We start from the raw sequence: 23685 nt of genomic DNA, 5'->3' as shown, positions 1-23685 counted from the left end.
AGCACGGTTCGCACCCGCCGCGGTGTGGGCTCGCCGTCTTCGCCGGCGCCGGGCCGCAGCACCAGCCACGGCGGGGCGCCCGCCTCGGCCAGATCCGCCGGGCCGTCGAGGAAGACGGCGTCCACCGGCGGACCGGCCGGGACCGGCAGCACCGTCCAGTCGATGCCGAAGAGCCCGTCGGTCCCGCGGTCCGGGCCGGTCGTGAGCTGGTCGGGCGAGACGGGCCGGGTCACCAGGGAGCCGACCGAGAGGACCGGTTCGCCCGCGGTGTCGGCGAGGTCGATCGCGACGCCGCCGTCGGCCGGGGTGAGCCGGACGCGGACGGCGCCGGTGGCCGTGGCGTGCACCGCGACACCGGTCCACGCGAACGGCAGCGAGACTTCGCCGCTGTCCCCCGGCGCCAGCATGGGCGCGTGCAGGGCGGCGTCGAGCAGGGCCGGGTGGAAGACGAACCCGCTGCCACCGGCCTGCGGCGGCAGCGTCACTTCGGCGAAGATTTCGTCGCCGCGCGTCCAGGCGGCGGTCAGGCCGCGGAAGGCGGGGCCGTAGTCGTACCCGCGGGCGCCGAGGGTGTCGTACAGCTCGCCCACCTCGATCGCTTGCCCGCCGGTGGGCGGCCACTCACGCAGCCCCGCACCGGCGGGCACCGTGGTCTCGGCGAGCGTCCCGGAGGCGTGCCGGGTCCAGTCCGCGCCGTCGGTCTCGTGCCGCGAGTGGATCACGACGGCCCGGCGGCCGTCCGGTTCCGCGGCCGCGCCGACGACGACGTGGACACGCAGAGCGGTGGTCTCGGGCACCAGCATCGGCGCCTCGATCACCAGCTCTTCCAGCACCGACGCGCCGACCCGGTCGCCGGCTTGAACGGCCAGTTCGACCAGCGCCGCGCCCGGGACCAGGACGACGCCGTGGGCGGCGTGGTCGGCCAGCCACGGGTGCGTGGCCAGTGCGAGCCGCCCGGTCAGGACGACACCGCCGGTGTCCGGGTCCTCGACCGCGGCACCGAGCACCGGGTGCGCGAGCGCCGTCTGACCCAGGCCGGCCGCATCGGTGGCGGCCTGCGGCACCAGCCAGAAGTGCTCGTGCTGGAACGCCGACGTCGGCACGGCCGCGACCGACCCGGTCGCCGGGCTCGCGGGCCACCGGACGGCGACACCGCGGACGAACAGCTCCGCGAGGGACTCCAAGAACCGGCCCCGGTCGCCCTGGCCGCGCTGCAGGGTGCCACACACAACGGCGTCGCGCACTCCCGCGTCGTCCAGGGTCTCCCCCAGCGCCGTGGTCAGGACCGGATGCGGCCCGACCTCGACGAACACCCGGAACCCGCGTTCGGCCAGCGTTCGGGTGGCGTCGGCGAACCGCACCGGGTGACGCATGTTCTCGTACCAGTACCGGGCGTCCAGCTCCTCGCCGTCGGCCCAGTCGCCGGTCGTGGTGGACAGCAGCGGGATCTCGGCGGTGCGCGGCGCGAGGTCCGCCAGCTGCGTGAGGACGCGCTCGCGCAGCGGCTCGACCTGGGCGGTGTGGGCGGCGAAGTCGACGCCTTCCGGCCGCCAGCGCATGATCCCCGCCTTGGCCAACCGGCGCTCGACGGTGTCGATCGCCTCCGAGTCGCCAGAGAGCGTGACCGAGTCGGGCGCGTTCACCGCGGCGATCGACACCCGGTCGGCCAGGTCTCCGAGCAGCGGCTCGACCACGTCGGCCCCGGCCAGCACCGACAGCATGGTGCCGTGCCCGGACAGCTCGTCGCGGATCAGCTTGCTGCGTACGGCAATCACCTTCGCGGCGTCCTCGAGGGACAGCGCCCCGGCGACGCACGCCGCGGCCAGTTCGCCCTGCGAGTGGCCGACCACGGCGTCAGGTCGCACGCCGGCGGACTGCCACAGCGCGGCCAGCGAGACCAGCACCGCCCACGACACCGGCTGGACGACGTCCACGCGGTCCAGGCCCGGCGCACCGGGTGCCCCGGCGATGACGTCGGAGAGCGTCCAGTCGAAGTGCGGTGCGAGGGCGCGTTCGCACTCGGCCATCCGGGCGGCGAACGCGGGCTCGGTGCCGAGCAGGTCGCGGCCCATGCCGGCCCACTGCGTGCCCTGGCCGGGGAAGACCAGCACGGTCCCGCCCGCGGTGGCCGGGACGACGGCCCCGGTGCGCACCCCGGTCACCGACCGGCCGCCGGCGACGCCGCGCAGGCCGTCGATCGCCGTCTCGACGTCGCCGGCCACGACGACCGCGCGGTGGTCCCACGCGGCCCGGCCGGTCAGCAGCGTGCGGGCCACCTCGGGCAGCGACGCGTCTCCGTCGGCGGTCAGGAAGTCGGCCAGGCGCTCGGCTTGCGCGGCCAGGCCGCGGGCCGACCGCGCCGACAGCACCACGGGCACCGCTGTGCCGTCGCCGGCGTCGGCCGGGGCGGGCGGCGGGCCCTGTTCGAGGATGACGTGCGCGTTGGTGCCGGAGACGCCGAACGATGACACGCCTGCGCGGCGCGGACGGCCGGGCTCGGGCCAGGCGACCTCGTCGGTCAGCAGCCGCACGGCACCCGACTCCCAGTCCACTTTGGACGACGGCGTCGTGGCGTGCAGCGTGCGCGGCAGCACGCCGTGCCGCATGGCGAGGATCATCTTGATCACGCCGGCGACGCCCGCGGCGGCCTGGGAGTGGCCGATGTTGGACTTGAGCGAGCCGAGCCAGAGCGGCTCGGCGCGCTCCTGGCCGTAGGTCGCGATGACGGCCTGCGCTTCGATCGGGTCACCGAGCATGGTGCCGGTGCCGTGGGCCTCGACAGCGTCCACTTCGGACGGACGAAGGCCCGCGTTGGCCAGCGCCTGGCGGATCACCGCCTGCTGAGCCGGGCCGTTCGGCGCCGTCAAGCCGTTCGACGCGCCGTCCTGATTCACGGCCGTGCCCTTGACCACGGCCAGGACCGGACGTCCTTCGCGGCGCGCGTCGGACAGCCGCTGCAGCACCACGACGCCGACGCCCTCGGCCCAGCCGGTGCCGTCGGCGTCGTCCGAGAACGACTTGCACCGGCCGTCGGCCGACAGCGCGCCCTGGCGGGAGAACTCGACGAACGTCGACGGCGACGCCATCACCGTCGCGCCACCGGCCAAGGCGACCGAGCACTCGCCGGAGCGCAGCGACTGGGCCGCCAGGTGGATCGCCACCAGCGACGACGAACACGCCGTGTCCACCGTGACCGCCGGGCCCTGCACACCGAGCACGTACGACACCCGGCCCGCGGCGACGCTGCTCGCCGAACCGGTGCCCAGCAGGCCTTCGAGTTCCGCGGACCGGACGCCCGCGCCGTAGCCCTGGTACATCAGGCCGGTGAAGACGCCGACGTCCTGCCCGCGCAGCGACGTCGGGTCGACCCCGGCGCGTTCGAGAGCCTCCCACGACGTCTCCAGCAGCAGCCGCTGCTGCGGGTCCATGGCCAGGGCCTCACGCGGCGAGATGCCGAAGAAGCCGGGGTCGAACAGGCCCGCGTCGTGCAGGAAACCGCCGGAGCGGGTGACCGAGCGGCCCGTCGCGTCCGGGTCGCCGCCGAGCAGCGCCCCTAGGTCCCAGCCGCGGTCCTCGGGGAACGCCGACACGGCGTCGCGGCCCTCGTGGACCAGGTCCCACAGGCCGTCCGGGGTCGCCACGCCGCCGGGCAGCCGCACGCCCATGCCGACGATGACGATCGGGTCGTCGGCGAGTGCGCCGGCCGCGGCCGTCACCACGCGGACGTCGTCCTCGCCGACCAGTTCGCCGAGCAGGTGCCCGGCGAGCGCGGCGGGGTTCGGGAAGTCGAACACGACCGTCGCGGGCAGCGTGACGCCGGTGGCCGTGCTCAGCCGGTTGCGCAGTTCCACCGCGGTCATCGAGTCGAACCCGGCGTCGCGGAACGCCGTCGAGACCGCCATCGGGTCGTTGCCGCCGAGCACGACGGCGGCTTCGGCCCGCACCAGGTCGGTGAGCAGCGTCCGCTGCGCGTCGGCGTCCAGACCGGACAGCCGGGACAGCACGCCGCCGGCCGCCGCGGTCCGGTCCGCCGGGCGGCGGACCTTGCCGACGATCTCGCGCAGGGTCGCCGGCAGCACGCCGGCGCGCGCGTGGCCACGCAGGACCGGCAGGTCCAGCGCGAGCGGTACCAGCACGGCGCGGTCGGCGGACAGTGCGGTGTCGAGGGCGCGCATGCCCTGCTCGGCGTCGATCGCCTTGATGCCCGACCGCGCCATCCGCGCGGTGTCCGCCGCGCCGAGCCCGCCGGTCATGCCGCTGCCCTCGGCGGCCCAGAGGCCCCAGGCCAGCGAGATCGCCGGGTGCCCGGCCGCGCGGCGGCGGGCGGCGAGGGCGTCGAGGAACGCGTTGGCCGCCGAGTAGTTGCCCTGCCCGGCGCTGCCGAGCGTGCCGGCGACGGAGGAGAACAGGACGAACGCCGCCAGGTCCAGGTCGCGGGTCAGCTCGTCGAGGTGGCTCGCCGCGTCGGCCTTCGGGCCGAACACCGTGGCCAGCCGGTCGGGGTCGAGGGTGCCGATCATGCCGTCGTCCAGCACGCCGGCGGTGTGCACGACGGCCGTCAGCGGCGCGTCGGCCGGGACGGCGGCCAGCAGCCCGCGGACCTGGTCGCGGTCGGCGACGTCGCAGGTCACGACGTCGACCCGCGCACCCAGTTCCCGCAGCGACGCGGCCAGTTCGGCCGCGCCGTCGGCGGCGAGCCCGCGCCGGGAGGCGAGCACCAGGCTGCGGATCCCGTGTGCGGCCACGACGTGCCGGGCCACGACCGCGCCCAGCGCGCCGGTGCCGCCGGTGATCACGACCGTGCCCGCCGGATCGAGGGTGGCGACGTCCGTCCGCTCGGCGGCGACGCGGTTCAGGCGCGGGACCCACACGGCGTCCGCGCGCACGGCGATCTGCCACTCCTGCGCCGACGCGGCGCCCGCGAGGACGTCCATCGGCGCGTCCCCGGTGTCGAGGTCGGCCAGCAGTACGCGGCCGGGTTCTTCGGCCTGGGCCGCGCGCACCAGCCCCCACACGGCGGCGAGCACCGGGTCGGCGACGGTCCCGGCCGCGTCGACGGCGCCGTGGGTGACGACGGCGAGCCGCGCGTCCCGCAGGTCCGGGTCGGCCAGGAACGCGCGCAGCACGGCCAGCACGTCGGCGGTCGCCTCATGCAGCGACGTTCCGCCGGCCACGGGCAGGACGTACCAGTCGGCGCCGGTCAGGTCGTCCGGGCCGGCGATGCCGCGCACGACGCCGGGTTCGGCGACGGCCGGTTCGGCCCAGGGGACCCAGTCGAGGCCGAACAGCAGGTCGTCACGCCGCGGCGGGACGACCTGCAGCGGGCGGCTCACCACGGACGCCACCGACAGGACCGGCGCCCCGGTTTCGTCGGTCAGGTCCACCGAAATCCCGGAGGCGGCCGGGGCGACGCGCACGCGCAGGCGGTCCGCGCCCGGCGCGTGCAGCGCGATCCGGTTCCAGGCGAACGGGACGCCGAGGGCGCCGCCGCTCTCGTCCCCGGCGAGGAAACCGGCGTGCAGGGCGGCGTCGAGCAACGCGGGGTGCAGGGTGAACCCGCGCGCCTCAGCCGTCTCGGGCAGGGTCAGTTCCCCGAAGGTCTCCGGGCCGCGGCGCCAGGCGGCGGTCAGCCCCTGGAAGACCGGACCGTAGTCGTAGCCCTGTTCGGCGAGCAGGTCGTAGAAGTCTTCCAGGGCAACGGGTTCCGCGTCCGCGGGCGGCCACGGCGTGGTGTCGGGCAGGGCGGCGGTCACGGTCGGCGTCAGGTAGCCGGTGGCGTGCCGGGTCCATTCGACGTCCACAGCGGACACGTCGTCGGGCCGCGAGTGCACCGCGACCGCGCGGCGGCCGAGGTCGTCGACCTCGGCGACGACGACCCGCAGGTCCAGGGCGCCGGTCTCCGGGACGAGCATCGGCGCCTCGATCACCAGCTCGTCGAGCATCGGGCAGTCGCCGTACGCGCCGGCCCGCAGTGCCAGCTCGACCAGCGCGGCCCCCGGCACCAGCAGCACGCCGCCGACGACGTGGTCGGCCAGCCACGGCTGCAGTTCACGTGAGACGCGGCCGGTCAGCGCGAAGCCGCCGCCCGGGATCTCCACCGCCGCGCCGGCGAGCGGGTGGTCCAGCGCCGCCTGGCCGAGACCGGCGGCGTTGCCGCCGGTGGCCGGGCGCACCCAGTACTCGGTGTGCTGGAACGCCGTGGTGGGCACCGGAACCACGCGCCGCGGCCCCGCGAGCAGCGCGGACGCGTCGACGCCGGCGTCGCGCACGAACAGCTCGGCGAGCGCGGTCACCGCGGTGGCCACCTCGGGCCGGTCGCGCCGGGTCAGCGCGACCGCCGGGGTGCCGGCCGCCGCGACCAGGGCCGACAGCACCGCGTCCGGGCCGAGTTCGAGCACCAGCGCGGGCGAGCGCCCGGCGATGGTGGTGACGACGTCGGCGAACCGCGTCGTCCGGCGCGCCTGGGCCGTCCAGTGGTCCGGGGAGCCCAGGTCGTCGGCGAAGGTGCCGGTCACCGCGGAGACGACCGGGATGGCCGGCGGCTGGTAGCTCAGGGTTTCGGCGACGGCCCGGAACTCGTCGAGCATCGGGTCCATCAGCGCGGAATGGAACGCGTGGCTCACCGTGAGCGCCGACGTCTTGCAGCCCTCGGCGGCGAGCCGGCCGGCGACGGCGTGCACCGGCTCGTGCTCACCGGAGAGCACGACCGACTCGGGCCCGTTGACCGCGGCGATCGAGACGTGCCCGTCGACCGCCTCGATGGCCTTGAGCGCGTCGCCTTCGGTGGCCGCGACGGCGACCATCGCGCCCCCGGCGGGCAGCGCCGACATCAGCCGGCCGCGAGCGGCGACCAGTTTCGCCGCGTCCGCCAGCGAAAGCACCCCGGCGACGTGGGCCGCGGTCAGCTCACCCAGCGAGTGCCCGGCGAGCAGCTTCGGCCGGACGCCCCACGAGCGCACGAGCCGGAACATCGCCACCTCGACGGCGAACAGCCCGGCCTGGGTGAACGCCGTGTCGTCCAGCAGCGCGGCCAGATCGGTGCCCGGCTCGGCGAACACCACGTCCCGCACGGCAGGCCGGCCGTCGAGGTGCGCGTCCAGCGCGGCACAGACCTCGTCGAACGCCTCCGCGTACACCGGGTAGGCGTCGTACAACTCCCGGCCCATCCCGGGCCGCTGCGCGCCCTGACCGGTGAACACGATCCCGACACCCGAGGTCTCGGGATCGACCTCGCCGCGGACGACGCCGGGGCCGTCGACGGCGGTCAGCCCGGCCACCGCGGCGTCGCGGTCACCCGCGAGCACCACGGCCCGGTGTTCCCACACGGCCCGCGACGACAGCAGCGAACCGGCCACAGCCGCGAGGTCGTGCCCCGCCTCCAGGTGCGCGGCGACCCGGGCCGCCTGCGCCGTCAGGCCACGCCGGGAGCGCGCCGACACCACGACCGGGACGATCGCCGGCGCATCCGGCGCCGCCTCGACGACCGCAGCAGGCGCCTGTTCGACGATCACGTGCGCGTTGGTGCCGCTGACCCCGAACGACGACACCGCCGAGCGACGCGGCCGGCCCAGCTCGGGCCACGCCGTCTCTTCGGTGAGCAGCCGCACCGCACCGGCCGTCCAGTCCACTTTGGACGACGGCGTGTCGACGTGCAGCGTCTTCGGCAGCAGCCCGTGCCGCATGGACAGGACCATCTTGATCACCCCGGCCACACCGGCGGCGCCCTGGGTGTGCCCCACGTTGGACTTCAGGGAGCCCAGCCACAACGGCGTTTCCCGGTCCTGGCCGTAGGTCGCGAGCACGGCCTGCGCCTCGATCGGGTCACCGAGCGTGGTGCCGGTGCCGTGCGCCTCGACGGCGTCGACGTCCGCTGCGGCCAGCCCGGCGTCGGCCAGCGCCTGGCGGATGACCGCCTGCTGCGCGGGCCCGTTCGGCGCGGTGAGGCCGTTGGACGCGCCGTCGGAGTTGACCGCGCTCCCCCGGACCACGGCCAGCACCTCACGGCCTTCGCGGCGCGCGTCGGACAGCCGCTGCAGCACCAGCACCCCGACGCCCTCGCCCCACGCGGTGCCGTCGGCGGCCTCGGCGAACGACTTGCACCGGCCGTCGGCGGCCAGCCCGCGCTGGCGGGAGAACCCGATGAACGGGCCCGGGGTGGCCATCACCGTCGCGCCGCCGGCCAGCGCCATCGTGCACTCACCCGAGCGCAGCGCCTGCGCGGCGAGGTGGATCGCCACCAGCGACGACGAGCACGCCGTGTCCACCGTGACCGACGGGCCCTGCACCCCGAGCACGTAGGAGACGCGCCCGGCGGCCGCGCCGCCCGAACCGCCGGTGCCCAGCAGGCCTTCCAGGCCATCGGCCTGGGCGCCCATGCCGTAGTCGTAGTACATCAGGCCGGTGAACACGCCGACCCGCTGCCCGCGCAGCGACGTCGGGTCGATCCCGGCGCGCTCCACGGCCTCCCACGACGTCTCCAGCAGCAGCCGCTGCTGCGGGTCCATCGCCAGGGCTTCCCGCGGCGAGATGCCGAAGAAGGCGGGGTCGAACTGCCCGGCGTCGTGCAGGAAGCCGCCGTGGCGGGTGTAGGTCTTGCCCGCGGCATCCGGATCGGGGTCGTACAGGCTCTCCGCGTCCCAGCCGCGCCCGGACGGGAACTCGGTGATCCCGTCCCCGCCGCGACGCAGCAGGTCCCACAGGTCTTCGGGCGTGGCCACCCCGCCGGGCAGCTTGACGCCGATCCCGACGATGGCGATCGGGTCGTCGGCCGCCGCCGTGCGCACCGCGACCGTGGTGCTGGGGGCTTCGGGAGCCGCGTCGCCGGCCAGCTCACCGTGCAGGTGCTCGGCCAGGACGGCCGGGCTCGGGTAGTCGAACACGACGGTCGCGGGCAACGTCACGCCGGTGGCGGCGGTCAGCCGGTTGCGCAGCTCGACCGCGGTCAGCGAGTCGAATCCGGCGTCGCGGAACGCCTTCGCCACACCGATCCCCGCGCCGCTGCCGAGGACGACGGCGGCTTCGGTGCGCACCAGCTCGGTCAGCGCGGCCAGCTGCCCGGCGGCATCGAGGCCGGCGAGCTCGGCGAGCAGGCCGGTCGACGCCGACGCCGCCTGGGCGGTCCGGCGGCCGCGGCCGGCCACGCCCCAGAGGATCGACGGCAGGACGCCCGAACGGGCGTGCCCGCGCAGCACCGGCAGGTCCAGCGCGACCGGCACGAGCACGGCGTCGTCGGCGGTCAGCGCCGCGTCGAGCAGGCGCAGGCCACGGGCGGCGTCGAGCCGGGTCATGCCGGAGCGGTCGACGCGGGCGTCGTCGGCCTCGCCGAGGCCCGCGGTCATGGTGCTCGCCTCGGCCCACATGCCCCAGGCGAGGGACACGGCCGGGTGCCCGGCGGCGCGGCGGCGGGCGGCCAGCGCGTCGAGGAAGGCGTTGGCCGCGGCGTAGTTGGCCTGCCCGGCGCTGCCGAGCACCCCGGCGACCGAGGAGTACAGGACGAACGCGCTCAGGCCGAGGTCGCGGGTCAGCTCGTCGAGGTATACCGCCGCGTCGGCCTTCGGGCGGAACACGGCGTCGACGCGGGCGGCGTCGAGGGCGTCGAAGGTGCCGTCGTCGAGCACGCCGGCGGTGTGCACCACCGCCGTCAGCGGCGCGGCCGCCGGGGCGTCGGCGAGCAGCGCGCGGACCTGCTCGCGGTCGGCGACGTCACACGCCACCAGCCGCACCTCGGCGCCGAGGTCACGCAGCTCGGCGGCCAGCTCCGCCGCACCGGGCGCGGCCGCGCCGCGCCGCGAGGCCAACAGCAGGCTCCGGACGCCGTGGACCGTCACTAGGTGCCGGGCCACCAGGCCGCCGAGGGTGCCGGAACCGCCGGTGACGAGCACCGTCCCGGCCGGGTCGAACCCGGCGAGCCGGTCGGTGTCCGGGAGCGTCTTTTCCAGGCGGGGCACCAGGATCCGGCCGTCACGGACGGCGAACTGGCTCTCCCCCGCGTCGATCGCCGCAGCGAGCGCGCCGCCGACGGTGTCCTCGGTGTCGGCCAGCACCAGCCGGCCCGGGTTCTCCAGCTGGGCCGAGCGGATCAGGCCCCAGACCGCCGCGGCCGCCGGATCGGCCGGGTGCGTACCGAGCGGGTCGACGGCGCCGTCGGTGACGACGATCAGCCGGGCGCCTCGCCACTTGTCGTCGGCGAGGAACGCCTGGACGGTCTCGAGCACGGTGGTCACCGCGGCCCGGGCGTCGTCGGGGAGCTGCGTGGTGGTCACCGGCAGCAGGAGCAGATCCGCTTCACCCTCGCCCGCCAGGTCGGCGGGGCCGGTGATCGTCTTCGTGGGGACGGCGTTCTGCTCGCCCGCCGCGGGCAGCTCGGTCCAGGAAACCCGGTAGAGGGCGCCGATCCCGGGTCCGGCGTCGAGCTTCGCGGCGGTGACCGGCCGGCTGACCAGCGAGCCCACCGACAGCACCGGCGAGCCCGCCGGGTCGCTCAGCTCCACCGCCATCCCGCCGTCCGCGGCGGGGGTGACGCGGACGCGGACCGTGGTCGCGCCGGTGGCGTGGACGGCGACGCGGTTCCACGCGAAGGGCAGCTCGATCCCGTCGCGCTCGCCCGAGCCCGCGGTGACGAGCGCGGTGTGCAGCGCCGCGTCGAACAGGGCCGGGTGGATCGCGAACCCGTCGTCGGCCGCGGCTTCCGGCAGGACGACCTCGCCGAACAGGTCCGGCCCGTGCGACCAGACGGCGGTCAGGCCCTGGAAAGCCGGCCCGTAGCCGTAACCGTGGTCGGCGAGCGCGGTGTAGAAGCCGTCGAGGTCCAGTGGGAGCGCGCCGTCCGGCGGCCAGACCGCGGGTGCCGCGGCGGCGGCCGGCACGGCGGTGCCGAGGAACCCGGCCGCGTGCCGCGTCCAGCTCGCGTCGCCGGTCTCCGGGCGGGTGTACACCGAAACCGCGCGGCGGCCGGTCGCGTCCAGCTCGCCGACGACGACCTGCAGGCGCAGCACGGCGTCCGCGGGCAGCAGCAGCGGCGCCTCGATGACGAGTTCGTCGAGCACCGGGCAGCCGACGTCGTCGCCCGCGCGGACGGCGAGTTCGACCAGCGCGGTGCCGGGCACGAGCACGACCCCGCCGATGGCGTGGTCGGCCAGCCACGGCTGCAGGGCCCGCGACAACCGGCCCGCCAGCGCGACGCCGTCGGAGCCGGGTGTGTCCAGCACCGCGCCCACGAGCGGGTGCGCGGCCGACGTCAGGCCCAGCGCCGCGGCACTGCCGGACTCCTGGGGCTCCAGCCAGAACCGCCGGTCCTGGAACGCCGTCGTCGGCACCGGGACCAGGGCCCGCGACGCCGGCAGCAGCGCGGTCCAGTCGACGTCCTCGCCGCGGACGAACACCTCGGCCAGCGCGCGGATCGCCGCCGCCACCTCGGGCCGGTCGCGCCGGGTCAGCGCGACCGCGGAAGGGGCGCCGGGCAGCGCACCGGCGAGCCCGCTCAGGACGCCGTCCGGGCCCAGCTCGACCAGCAGCGACCGGCCGGCCAGCGCGTCGACGGCGTCGGCGAACCGCACCGGGCGGCGGACCTGCTCGACCCAGTGTTCGGGCGTGGCGCAGTCGGCGGTGACGGACACCATCGAGACCACCGGGATCGTCGGCGGCCGGTACTCCAGCGTCTCGGCCACGGCCGCGAACTCGGCCAGCATCGGGTCCATCAGCGGCGAGTGGAACGCGTGGCTGACGGTCAACGTCTTCGTGCGGCAGCCGCGGGCCGCGAACGCCTCGGCGACCGCGTGCACGGCGTCGTGCTCACCGGAGATCACCACGGATTCCGGCCCGTTGACGGCGGCCAGCGACACGCGGCCGTCGAGCGCGGCGACGACGTCCTCTTCGGACGCGGCGATCGCGACCATCGCGCCGCCGGCAGGCAGTGCCGACATCAGCCGGCCGCGGGCGGCCACCAGTTTCGCGGCGTCCGCCAGGGACAGCACCCCGGCGACGTGGGCCGCGGTGATCTCGCCCAGCGAGTGGCCCGCGACCGCGCGCGGCCGGACGCCCCACGAGCGGACCAGCGCGAACATCGCCGTCTCGACCGCGAACAGCCCGGCCTGGGTGAACACGGTGTCGTCCAGCAGCGCGGCGAGGTCGGTGCCCGGTTCCGCGAAGACGACGTCGCGGACCGGCGGGTGTTCCGGCAGGTGCCGGTCCAGCTCGGCGCAGGCCGCGTCGAAGGCAGTGGCGAACACCGGGAAGGCCGCGTGGAGTTCCCGGCCCATCCCGGCGCGTTGCGCGCCCTGGCCGGTGAACAGGACCGCGACCCCGGCACCGGCGGGGTCCGCTTCGCCCCGGATGGCGCCGCCTTCGCGCAAGGCGGTCACGGCCTGGCCGGGCTCGTCGGCGAGCACCACGGCGCGGTGTTCCCACGCGGCCCGGGCGGACACGAGTGAACCGGCGACGTCGGTGAGGCGGACGTCCGGCGTCGCGGCCAGGTGGGCCGCCAGCCGTTCGGCCTGTGCGGCAAGACCGGCTTCGGAACGGGCCGAAACGACCAGCGGCACCGGGCCGGCGGGCTCGGCGGGCCGGTCGGCGACCTCGGCGTGCGGCGGCTGTTCGAGGATGACGTGGGCGTTGGTCCCGGAGACGCCGAACGACGACACGGCGGCCCGGCGCGGGTGGCCGGTCTCCGGCCACGGGGTCTGCTCGCCGAGCAGCCGGACCGAACCCGCCGTCCAGTCCACATGGGACGACGGCTCGTCCAGGTGCAGGGTCTTCGGCAGCACGCCGTGCTCGAGAGCCAAGATCATCTTGACCACGCCCGCGACCCCGGACGCGGCCTGGATGTGACCGAGGTTCGACTTCAGCGCGCCGAGCAGCAGCGGCTGGTCGTCGGACCGGTCCTGCCCGTAGGTCGCCAGCAGCGCCTGGGCCTCGATCGGGTCGCCCAGCGTCGTCCCGGTGCCGTGGGCTTCCACGACGTCGACGTCCGATGTGGACAGTCCGGCGTTGGCCAGCGCCTGGCGGATCACGGCCTGCTGCGCGGGACCGTTCGGGGCGGTCAGGCCGTTGGACGCACCGTCGGAGTTGACCGCGGTGCCCTTCACCACCGCCAGCACGCGACGGCCTTCGCGCAGCGCGTCGGACAGGCGCTGGAGCACGACGACCCCGGCGCCCTCACCCCACGCGGTGCCGTCCGCGGCCTCGGCGAACGGCTTGCAACGCCCGTCCGGGGCGAGACCACGCTGGCGCGAGAACTCGACGAACGTCGCCGGGGTCGCCATCACGGTCACACCGCCGGCCAGGGCCATCGAGCACTCACCCGAACGCAGCGCCTGCGCCGCGAAGTGCATCGCCACCAGCGACGACGAACACGCCGTGTCCACCGTGACCGACGGACCCTGCACGCCGAGCACGTACGACACCCGCCCGGCGACGACGCTGGTCGTCGAGCCGGTGCCCAGCAGGCCGTCCAGCCCGGTGGTCCGCGCGCCCAGCCCGTAACCCTGGTAGGCGGCGCCGTGGAAGACGCCGACGTTCTTGCCGCGCAACGAAACCGGTGAGACGCCGGCGCGTTCCAGCGCTTCCCAGGACGTCGTCAGCAGCAGCCGTTGCTGCGGGTCCATGGCGAGGGCCTCGCGCGGCGAGATCCCGAAGAACTCCGGGTCGAACAGCCCGGCGCCGGTCAGGAAGCCGCCGTGGCGGACGTAGGTCTTGCCGGAGGCGTCCGGATCGGCGTCGTAGAGGTCGCCGAGATCCCAGCCGCGGTCGGCGGGGAACGGCGCGATCGCGTCGCCGCCGTCGAGCAGCAGCTCCCACAGGCCTTCGGGGCTGTCGATGCCGCCGGGCAGGCGCAGCGCGGTCCCGACGATGACGATCGGATCGTCGTCGGCAGCGGTCGCGGCCGACGCCACCACGGCGGGCGCGGCGGACCCGACCAGTTCGGCGTGCAGGTGCCCGGCCAGCGCTTCCGGGTTGGGGTAGTCGAAAACGGCCGTGGACGGCAGGTTGACGCCGGTCTTCACGGTGAGCCGGTTACGCAGCTCCACCGCGGTCAGCGAGTCGAACCCGGCGTCGCGGAAGGCCCGCGACGCGCCGACACCCTCGGCGTCGCCGAGCACAACGGCGGCCTCGGCGCGGACCAGGTCGGTCAGCACCGCGAGCTGTTCGGCGGGGTCGAGCCCGGCGAGCCGGTCCGGCAGGCCGCCGGTCGGGTCGCCGTCGCGCGCGGCCCGGCGGACGCCGCCGACCAGGCCGCGGAAGATCGCGGGCAGCACACCGAGCCGGGCGTAGTCGCGCAGGATCGCCGGCTCGAGGACCACCGGGACCAGGGCCGCGCGGTCCGCGCCGAGCGCGCTGTCGAGCAGCCGCATGCCGTGCTCGACGTCCACCGCGCCGATGCCCGAACGGGCCATCCGCGCGGTGTCGGCGGTGTCGAGCCGCCCGCCCATACCGACGCGGGCCCACATGCCCCAGGCGAGCGACACGGCGGCGTGCCCGGCGGCGCGGCGGCGGGTGGCGAGCGCGTCGAGGTAGGTGTTCGCGGCGGCGTAGTTGCCCTGACCGGGACCACCGAGCACACCCGCGGCGGAGGAGAACAGCACGAACGCGGCCAGGCCGAGGTCCCGGGTCAGCTCGTCGAGGTGGGTGGCGGCGTCGACCTTGGGCCGGAACACGCGGTCGACCGCGGCGGCGTCGAGCGAGGTGACGACGCTGTCCTCCAGCACCCCGGCGGTGTGCACGACGGCGGTCAGCGGCGCGGGCAGCCCGGCCAGCAGCGCCCGGACCTGGTCGCGGTCGGCGACGTCGCAGGCCACGATCTCGACGCGGGCGCCCAGGTCTCGCAGCTCCGCGGCGAGTTCCGGCGCGCCGTCGGCGTCCGGGCCACGACGGGACGCGAGCACGACGATGCCGCAGCCGTGGGCGGTGATCAGATGCCGGGCGACGACGGCGCCGAGCGCGCCGGTGCCACCGGTGATCAGCGCGGTGCCGGCCGGATCCAGGGCGACAGCGGGTGGGCCGGTGGTGACCCGGGCCAGCCGCGGCACCCACGTGCCGCTGTCCCGGACGGCGAGCTGCCCCTCACCGGCGGCGACCGCGGCGTCGAGGGTCGCCGTGTCCGGGATCCCGTCGGCGTCGGCGAGCAGGAGACGGTCGGGGTGTTCCGACTGGGCGGAGCGCGCCAGCCCCCACACCGCGGCGGCGACCGGGTCGACGGTCTCGCCGTCCCGGGTGGCGACGGCGTTGCGGGTGAGCAGGACGAGCCGGGTCCCGGCCCAGCGCGGCTCGGTGAGCAGCGTCTGGATCGCTCTGAGCGCGATGTCCACAGTGGACCGGGCGCGTTCGGGTTCGGTGCTGCCGGTACCCGCGGGCACCGGCAGCAGGACGTAGTCCGCGGCCGTGGTCGTCTCGGTGAGTTCGGTGACGACCTGCGACATCGAGTCCGATGCAGCCGCAGGCACGTCGAGGGGTGTCCAGTCGACGCCGAAGAGGACGTCGGTGGGGTGGGTGGCGGCCGCTTCCGTCCGCTGGTGGCGGACCGTGGCGGCGGTGAGCACGGGCAAGCCGTCGGGGTCGGTCAGGTGCAGCGCGACGCCGTCGCCGGCCGGGGTCAGCCGGGCCCGCACCGTGCGCGCGCCGGTGGCGTGGATCGCGACGTCGGTCCAGGCGGCCGGGGTCAGCGGGGCGGTGCCGGGGTCGGTGACGAGCACCGGGTGCAGTGCGGCGGCAAGCAGGGCCGGGTGGATCGCGAAGCCGTCGGTGGACAGCGTTTCGGGCAGGGTGAGTTCGGCGTACAGCTCCGAGCCGCGGCGCCACAGGCCGCGCAGGGCCTCACCGAAGTCGTAGCACCCGGTCAGGTCGACCGGTTCCGCGCCGGACGGCGGCCATTCGCCGGTCGCGGCGGCGGGTGTGGCGACGCCCGTGCCGAGCCGGCCGGTGGCGTGCTTGGTCCAGGACGCGCCGTCGGTGTCGGGCCGGGAGTGGACGCTGACCTCGCGCTTTCCGTCGTCGGCGGCCGCGCCGACGACGATCTGGACACGCCGGACCTCGTTCTCCGGCAACGCGACCGGAGTGTCCACAGTGAACTCACGCAGGGTCGGGCAGCCCACGTGATCACCGGCACGGATCGCCAGTTCGACCAGCGCGGCGGCCGGCAGAACGGTGACATCGGCGACGACGTGGTTGGCCAGCCACGGGTGCAGCGACCGCGAGATCCGGCCGGTCAGCACCACGCCGCCGGTCTCGGGGGCTTCGACGACGGCGCCTAGCAGCGGGTGCCCGGCCGCGGTGAGCCCGGCCGCCGACACGTCGGCGAGGCCGGTGCCGGCGGGCAGCCAGTACGTCCGCTCCTGGAACGCCGTGGCCGGCAGCCGTCGCAACCGGCGCGGCCGCGAGGCGAGCGCGGCCCAGTCGACGTCACCGCCGCGGACGAACACCTCGGCCAGCGCCGTGAGCGCGGACGTCACTTCAGGCCGGTCCCGCCGGGTCAGCGCGACCGCGGCTGGCCCGCTCGGCAGGGCAGCAGCGAGTCCGCTGAGGACGCCATCGGGGCCCAGCTCCAGCAGCACGGGCCGCGGGCCGAGGGCGGCGACCGCGTCGGCGAACCGCACCGGGCGGCGGACCTGCTCGACCCAGTAGTCCGGGGTGGACAGTGCACCGGCGCGGTCGCCGGTCACGGTGGAGGCGACCGGGATGACCGGCTCGGCGTAGGTCAGCCGCGCGGCGACCTCGCGGAAGTCCGCCAGCATCGGGTCCATCAGCGGCGAGTGGAACGCGTGGCTCACCGTCAGGGCCTTCGTGCGGACCCCGCGCGCGGCGAACAGCTCGGCGACGGCGTGCACGGCGTCGTAGTCACCCGAAATCACCACGGACTCCGGGCCGTTGACGGCGGCCAGCGCGACGCGGTCGCCGAGCAGCGGGACCACGTCGCGCTCGGGCGCGGCGATCGCGATCATCGCGCCGCCGGCGGGCAGCGCGGACATCAGCCGGCCGCGGGCCGCGACCAGCGTCGCCGCGTCGGGCAGGGACAGCACGCCGGCGACGTGCGCGGCGGTCAGCTCACCCAGCGAGTGCCCGGCCACGATCTCGGGCCGCACCCCCCAGGTTTCGACGAGCCGCGTCATCGCGACCTCGACCGCGAACAGCCCGGCCTGGGCGAACACGGTGTCATCGAGCAGGGCCGCGAGGTCGCTGCCCGGCTCGGCGAACACGACGTCCCGCACCGGCGGCAGGCCGGTCAGGCCCCGGTCCAGCTCGGCACACACCGCGTCGAACGCCTCGGCGTACGCGGGGAACGCGGCGTACAGCTCCCGGCCCATCCCCGGCCGCTGGGCGCCCTGGCCGGTGAAGAGCACGGCGATACCGGGTGCGGCCGGGTCGGCGACGCCTCGGACCACGCCGGTGCCGTCGAGGGTGCGGAGCCGTCCGGCTGCCTCTTCGACGTCGGTGGCGAGCACGACGGCGCGGTGTTCCCATACCGTGCGCGAGGCGATCAGCGAACCGGCGATGGCGCCGAGATCTGTGCGTCCGGTTAGATGGTCCGCGAGCCGCTTGGCCTGGTCGTTCAGACCGGTTTCCGATCGAGCGGACACCACCAACGGCATCAGTCCGACGCTGGGCTCGTCGTCCACAGTGGATTCGGGAGCGGCTTCGAGGACGACGTGAGCGTTGGTGCCCGAGACTCCGAACGCCGACACCGCCGCGCGACGCGGCCGGTCGAGCGCGGGCCACGGCGTCGGCTCGGTCAGCAGCCGCACGTCGCCGGTCGTCCAGTCCACTTTGGACGACGGCGCGTCGACGTGCAGGGTCTTCGGCAGCACGCCGTGCTTCAGTGCCATGATCATCTTGATCACGCCGGCGACCCCGGCCGCGGCCTGCGTGTGCCCGACGTTGGACTTCAGCGACCCCAGCCAGAGCGGGGTTTCCCGGTTCCGGCCGTAGGTGGCCAGCAGGGCCTGGGCTTCGATGGGGTCGCCCAGGACCGTGCCCGTGCCGTGGGCTTCCACGGCGTCGACGTCCGATGTGGACAGCCCGGCGTTGGCCAGTGCCTGCCGGATGACGCCCTGCTGGGCCCGGCCACTGGGCGCGGTCAGGCCGTTGGAGGCGCCGTCCTGGTTGACGGCGGCGCCCTTGACCACGGCGAGGATCTCGCGGCCTTCGCGGCGCGCGTCGGACAGCCGCTGCAGGACGACGACGCCGGCGCCCTCGGCCCAGCCCGTGCCGTCGGCGGCCTCGGCGAACGACTTGCAGCGGCCGTCGACGCTCAGGCCGCGCTGGCGCGAGAACCCGACGAACACGCCCGGGGTCGCCATCACCGTCACGCCGCCGGCCAGCGCCAGCGAGCACTCGCCCGAGCGCAGCGCCTGGGCGGCCAGGTGGATCGCGACCAGCGACGAGGAGCACGCCGTGTCCAGGGTGACCGACGGCCCTTCGAGGCCCAGCAGGTACGACACGCGCCCGGCCGCGACGCTCGACGCCGTCCCGGTCCCCAGCAAGCCCTCGAGGCCCGGCTCGCACGAGCCGACGCCGTAACCCTGGAAGTACAGGCCGCTGAAGACGCCGACCGGTTGTCCGCGCAGCGATCCCGGGTCGATGCCCGCGTACTCCAGCGCTTCCCACGACGTCGTCAGCAACAGGCGCTGCTGCGGGTCCATGGCGAGGGCTTCGCGCGGCGCGATCCCGAAGAAGCCGGGGTCGAAGTCGCCCGCGTCGTGCAGGAAGCCGCCGGAGCGGGTGTAGGTCGTGCCCTCGACGTCGGCGTCGGGGTTGTAGAGCGCGTCGAGGTCCCAGCCGCGGTCGGCCGGGAACCCCGAAATGGCGTCGCCGCCGGCCTCGAGGAGGTCCCACAGCGATTCGGGGCTGTCCACGCCGCCGGGCAGGCGCAGACCGGCGCCGACGATGACGATCGGGTCGTCGGTGACCGTCACCGCGGCGACCGGGGAGGTGACCACGGTGTCCACGCCGAGGATTTCGGCGTGCAGGTGCTCGGCCAGCGCGGCCGGGTTCGGGTGGTCGAACACGACGGTCGCGGGCAGGGCGACGCCGGTGGCGGTGACCAGCCGGTCGCGCAGTTCGACGGCGGTGAGCGAGTCGAAGCCGACGTCGCGGAAAGCACGCGTCCGGCCGATGGCGTCCTCGCTACCGAGGACGAGCGCGGCCTCCGCACGGACCAGCGTGGTGAGTTCAGCGTGCCGAGCGGCGGCGTCGAGGCCTTCGAGCCGGGCACGCAGCCCGCTGGTGACCGACCGATCAGCGACGATGGCCGCTTCGGCGGCGTCGATGGCGTCCCGCGCGTCGGGCAGCCCACGCAGGAACGGGCTCGGCCGGGCCGCGGTGAAGATCGGAGCGAAGCGGGGCCAGTCCATGGCCGCGACGACCACGGCGGCCCGGTCACCGCGCAGCACGCGGTGCAGCGCGGTCAGGGCCAGGTCGGGTTCCATGGTCAGCACCGCGCGCCGGCGCAGCCGTTCGGTGTCGGCCGCGGTGCCGACAACACCGGTCCCGGCCCACGGCCCCCAGGCGACGGCGAGCGCGGGCTTGCCACGGTCACGACGAGCCTCGGCCAACGCGTCGAGGTAAGCACTGGCGGCGGCGGGCGCGGACTGCCCGGCCGAGCCCCACACGCCGACGACGGAGGAGAACAGCACGAACGCGTCAAGCGGGTGGCCGTCGAGGAGTTCGTCGAGGATCGCGGCACCCTCGACGCGGGCGGCTACGGCCTTACTGAACCCTGCTACGTCGTGGTCGGTCAGCGCGGTCGCATCAGCGGCTGCCCCCGCGGCGTGGACGACCGCGTCGGGCGGGTACTGGGCGATCACGGCGGCGACGGCGTCCCGATCGGTGACGTCGCAGGCCACGGTCGTGACACGGGTGCCGGGCAGGTCCGGCGCGGTGCCGCCCCTGCTGAGCAGCACGAGGTGCTCGGCGCCGGCGTGGGCGAGCCAGCGGGCGACGTGGCCGCCGAGCGCGCCGGAGCCACCGGTGACCAGGACGGTGCCGCGCGGCCGCCAGCCTTCGGTATTGGTGTCCTCAACACGGGCCAGACGACGGGCGAAGGTGCCATTCGCGCGGAGGGCGAGCTGGTCTTCGCCGCCGTCCGCGGTCACCAGGGCGACCGCGCGGGCGGGCAGGTCACCGTCCACTTCGGACGGGAGGTCGAGCAGACCACCCCAGCGGCCCGGGTGTTCCAGCGCCGCCGCCTGGCCGAGGCCCCACAGCTGCGCCGCCCGCGGATCGGGCGCGGTGTCGGCGGGCCCGGTACGCACGGCACCGCGGGTAACGCACCACATCCGCGCGGCGCCCCCGGCATCCGCCAAGGCCTGCACGGCGACGACCAGCTGCTCCGCCCGCCGGGGCAGACACACGACGCCATCGACGGGCCCGGCTTCGGCAATCCGCGCGGCGAGCGTGGCGCGATCCAGGGAGAGTTCAACGACGATGCCGCCGACCGGACGGGCATCGGCAATTCTCGCCGCGCGATCCGGCGGCAGGTCAGCCGCGGCACCGCCCACCGGCACGGCTACCGAGCTGGCTTCCGCAGTCCGCTCGGGAATTTCCGAGGCTAGCGTGGCGCGGTCCGCCGAGAGATCAGCCGCGGCACCACCGAGGCGCTCGGCACCGGCGAGCTGCGTGCGGTCCGCCGAAACACCGGCAGCCGTCCCGGCGAAGGCTGCGGCCAGTGTGCCGTCGTCGTCGGGGTCGACCAGTACCAGCAAGCGGCCGGTCGCGGGACGGGTGGTGGGCTCGGTGATCTCGTCCCAGGTGACCTCGTAAGTCCAGTCTCGGACCGCGGAGTCGTCGCGGCGGGCCGCTCGCCAGCGGGACAGGACCGGGGGGACCGCTGCTAGCGCGGCCTGGTCGTCGGGGGCCAGTACGGGGTCCAGCGTGGCTGCGTCGCCGGTTCGGGCGGCGCGCCAGAAGGCGGCGTCCTCGCCTTGGTCCGGTGTGGCCGTGGGTTCGGCCGTGAGCCAGAAGGGGCGGCGACGGAACGCCGTCGTGGGCAGGCGCACCGGGTGGGCCGGACGGGGCACTATCGCGCCCCACTCGACGGCGGCGCCGCGGACGAACAGCTCGGCCAGAGCGGTCAGAGCGGTAGTGGGCTCGGGACGGTCCCGGCGGGTCAGCGCGACCGCGGGCGGGGCGTCCTCGACGGACTTCGCCATCGCGGTCAAGACGCCGTCCGGGCCGAGTTCCAGCAGCACCGAGACCGGGAGGTCGCCGAAAGCCGAGAGGGCGTCGGCGAAGCGCACGGTTTCGCGCGCCTGGCTGGTCCAGTACTCGGGCGAGCAGAGGTCGGCGGAGAGGGCGCCGGTCACCGCGGAGACGACCGGGATGGCCGGGGTTCGGTAGGTGAGTGTTTCCGCTACTGCGCGGAACTCCTCGAGCATCGGGTCCATCAGTGCCGAGTGGAAGGCGTGGCTCACCGTCAGCGCGCGGGTCCGGTGGCCGCGGGCCGAGAGGGCCTCCGCGGCGGCGCGCACGTCGTCCGCCGGGCCGGACAGCACCACGGCCGTCGGGCCGTTGACGGCGGCGATCTCTACCGGTCCCCCGTGCTCGGCCAGGACGGCGCGGACCTCGGCTTCCGCCGCGGCGACGGCGATCATCGCGCCGCCCGCGGGCAGGGCCGACATGAGCCGGCCGCGGGCGGCGACCAGCTTGGCGGCGTCGGCCGCCGACCACACCCCGGCGACGTACGCCGCGGTCAGCTCGCCTAGCGAGTGCCCGGACACCACGCGCGGACGCACGCCCCACGACTCGGCGAAGCGGTACATCGCCACCTCGACGGCGAACAGAGCGGCCTGCGTGTACGCCGTGTCGTCCAGCAGCCGGGCGAGGTCGGTGCCGGGCTCGGCGAACACCACGTCCCGCAACGAGACGCCGACGTGCGGATCCACGTCGGCGCCAGGCTCGGCGAGCAACGGGACGGCCAGGTGCGGGTCGAGGTCGGCGCAGATGGCGTCGAACGCCGATGCGAACGCCGGGAACGTCTCGTACAGCTCCCGGCCCATTCCGGCGCGATGCGCGCCCTGGCCGGTGAACACGACGCCGACCCCGGCGGAGTCAGCCTCGCCGAGCACGACACCCGGGTGAGACTCACCCGCCGCCAAAGCACGCAGGGCAGCGAGGGGGTCGGCGGCCACCACCACTGCGCGGTGTTCCCACAGCGCCCGCGACGACACCAGGGAACCGGCGACGGCCGCGAGGTCGTCTTGCGAGTCGAGCGCCGTCGCGAGCCGGTCCGCCTGTGCGGCCAGCGCCTGCGGTGAACGCGCCGAGAGCACCAGCGGCACGATCGCCGGCGCAGACGACGTGGGCGCAGGTGGCACAGGGGCCGCCTGCTCCAGGATGACGTGTGCGTTCGTTCCCGACACCCCGAACGACGACACCGCCGCCCGGCGCGGGCGGTCCAGCGCCGGCCACGGTGTCTCCTCGGTCAGCAGCCGCACCGCGCCGGCCGTCCAGTCCACTTGGGACGACGGTGCGTCGACGTGCAGTGTCTTCGGGAGGATGCCGTGCCGAAGGGCCAGGATCATCTTGATCACGCCCGCGACGCCCGCCGCGGCCTGGGCGTGGCCGATGTTGGACTTCAGGGAACCCAGCCACAGCGGGGTTTCCCGGTGCTGACCGTAGGTGGCCAGCAAAGCGTCGGCCTCGATCGGGTCGCCCAGCGCTGTGCCCGTGCCGTGTGCCTCGACCGCGTCGACGTCCACTGTGGACAGCTTGGCCGCCGCGAGGGCCTCGCGGATCACCTCTTCCTGGGCGAGGCCGCTCGGGGCGGTCAGGCCGTTGGACGCGCCGTCCTGGTTCACCGCGGTGGCCCGCACCACGGCCAGGACCTCACGCCCTTCGCGCACCGCGTCGGACAAGCGCTCCAGCACGAGCACGCCGACGCCCTCGGCCCAGCCGGTGCCGTCGGCGGCGTCGGCGAAGGACTTGCAGCGGCCGTCGGCGGCCAGGCCGCGCTGGCGGGAGAACTCCAGGAACACCCCGGGCGTCGCCATCACCGTGGCGCCGCCGGCGAGCGCCAGCCGGCACTCCCCCGCGCGCAGCGACTGGCCCGCGAGGTGCATCGCGACCAACGATGATGAACACGCCGTGTCGACGGTGACGGCCGGACCGCGCAGGCCTAAGACGTACGAGACGCGGCCCGCCGCGACGCTGCCCGCGGAGCCGGTGGCGAGCAGCCCCTCCAGCTCCACGGGCGCCGCACCGCCGCCGTAACCCTGGTAGGACAGCCCGGTGAACACGCCCACACGCTCGCCGCGCAACGTCGTCGGGGCGATGCCGGCGTACTCCAGCGCTTCCCACGACGTCTCCAGCAGCAGGCGCTGCTGCGGGTCCATGGCGAGGGCCTCGCGCGGGGAGATGCCGAAGAACTCCGGGTCGAACGCGGGCGCGTCGGCCAGGAACCCGCCGGAGCGCACGTAGGACTTGCCCGCCGCGTCCGGGTCCGGGTCGTAGATCCCGTCGAGGTCCCAGCCGCGGTCGGCCGGGAACGACGTGATCCCGTCGCCGCCGCGCCGGAGGAACGCCCACAGCCCGGCGGGATCGGTCACCCCGCCCGGCAGCCGCACGCCGATGCCGACCACCGCGATCGGGTCGTCGGCCGCCTCGGCGGTCAGGGCGGCGTTGGCCTTCGTCAGCCGCGCGTTGTCGAGCAGCGCCTTCCGCAGCGCCTCGACGAGCTTGGCATCGGGCGTGCCCACGGGT

General features: G+C 75.4%; 1 protein-coding gene (only partly in view). It reads right to left on the bottom strand.

The window, feature by feature from the left end; genetic code table 11:
• On the bottom strand, positions 1–23681 hold the 5' portion of the coding sequence (locus OHS58_RS12800) for a type I polyketide synthase (RefSeq protein ID WP_442875531.1). It extends 2278 nt beyond the left edge of the window; only the first 23681 of its 25959 coding nucleotides appear in the window; its start codon is at positions 23679–23681; its stop codon lies off the left edge, out of view.
• Between the last annotated feature and the right edge of the window lie 4 nt (positions 23682–23685).

The organism is Amycolatopsis sp. NBC_00348 (assembly GCF_036114655.1).
In the GTDB taxonomy this organism is placed as follows: Bacteria; Actinomycetota; Actinomycetes; order Mycobacteriales; family Pseudonocardiaceae; genus Amycolatopsis.
Note: the sequence above shows the minus strand (reverse complement) of the source record. Positions and strands in the feature narration are given on the sequence as shown.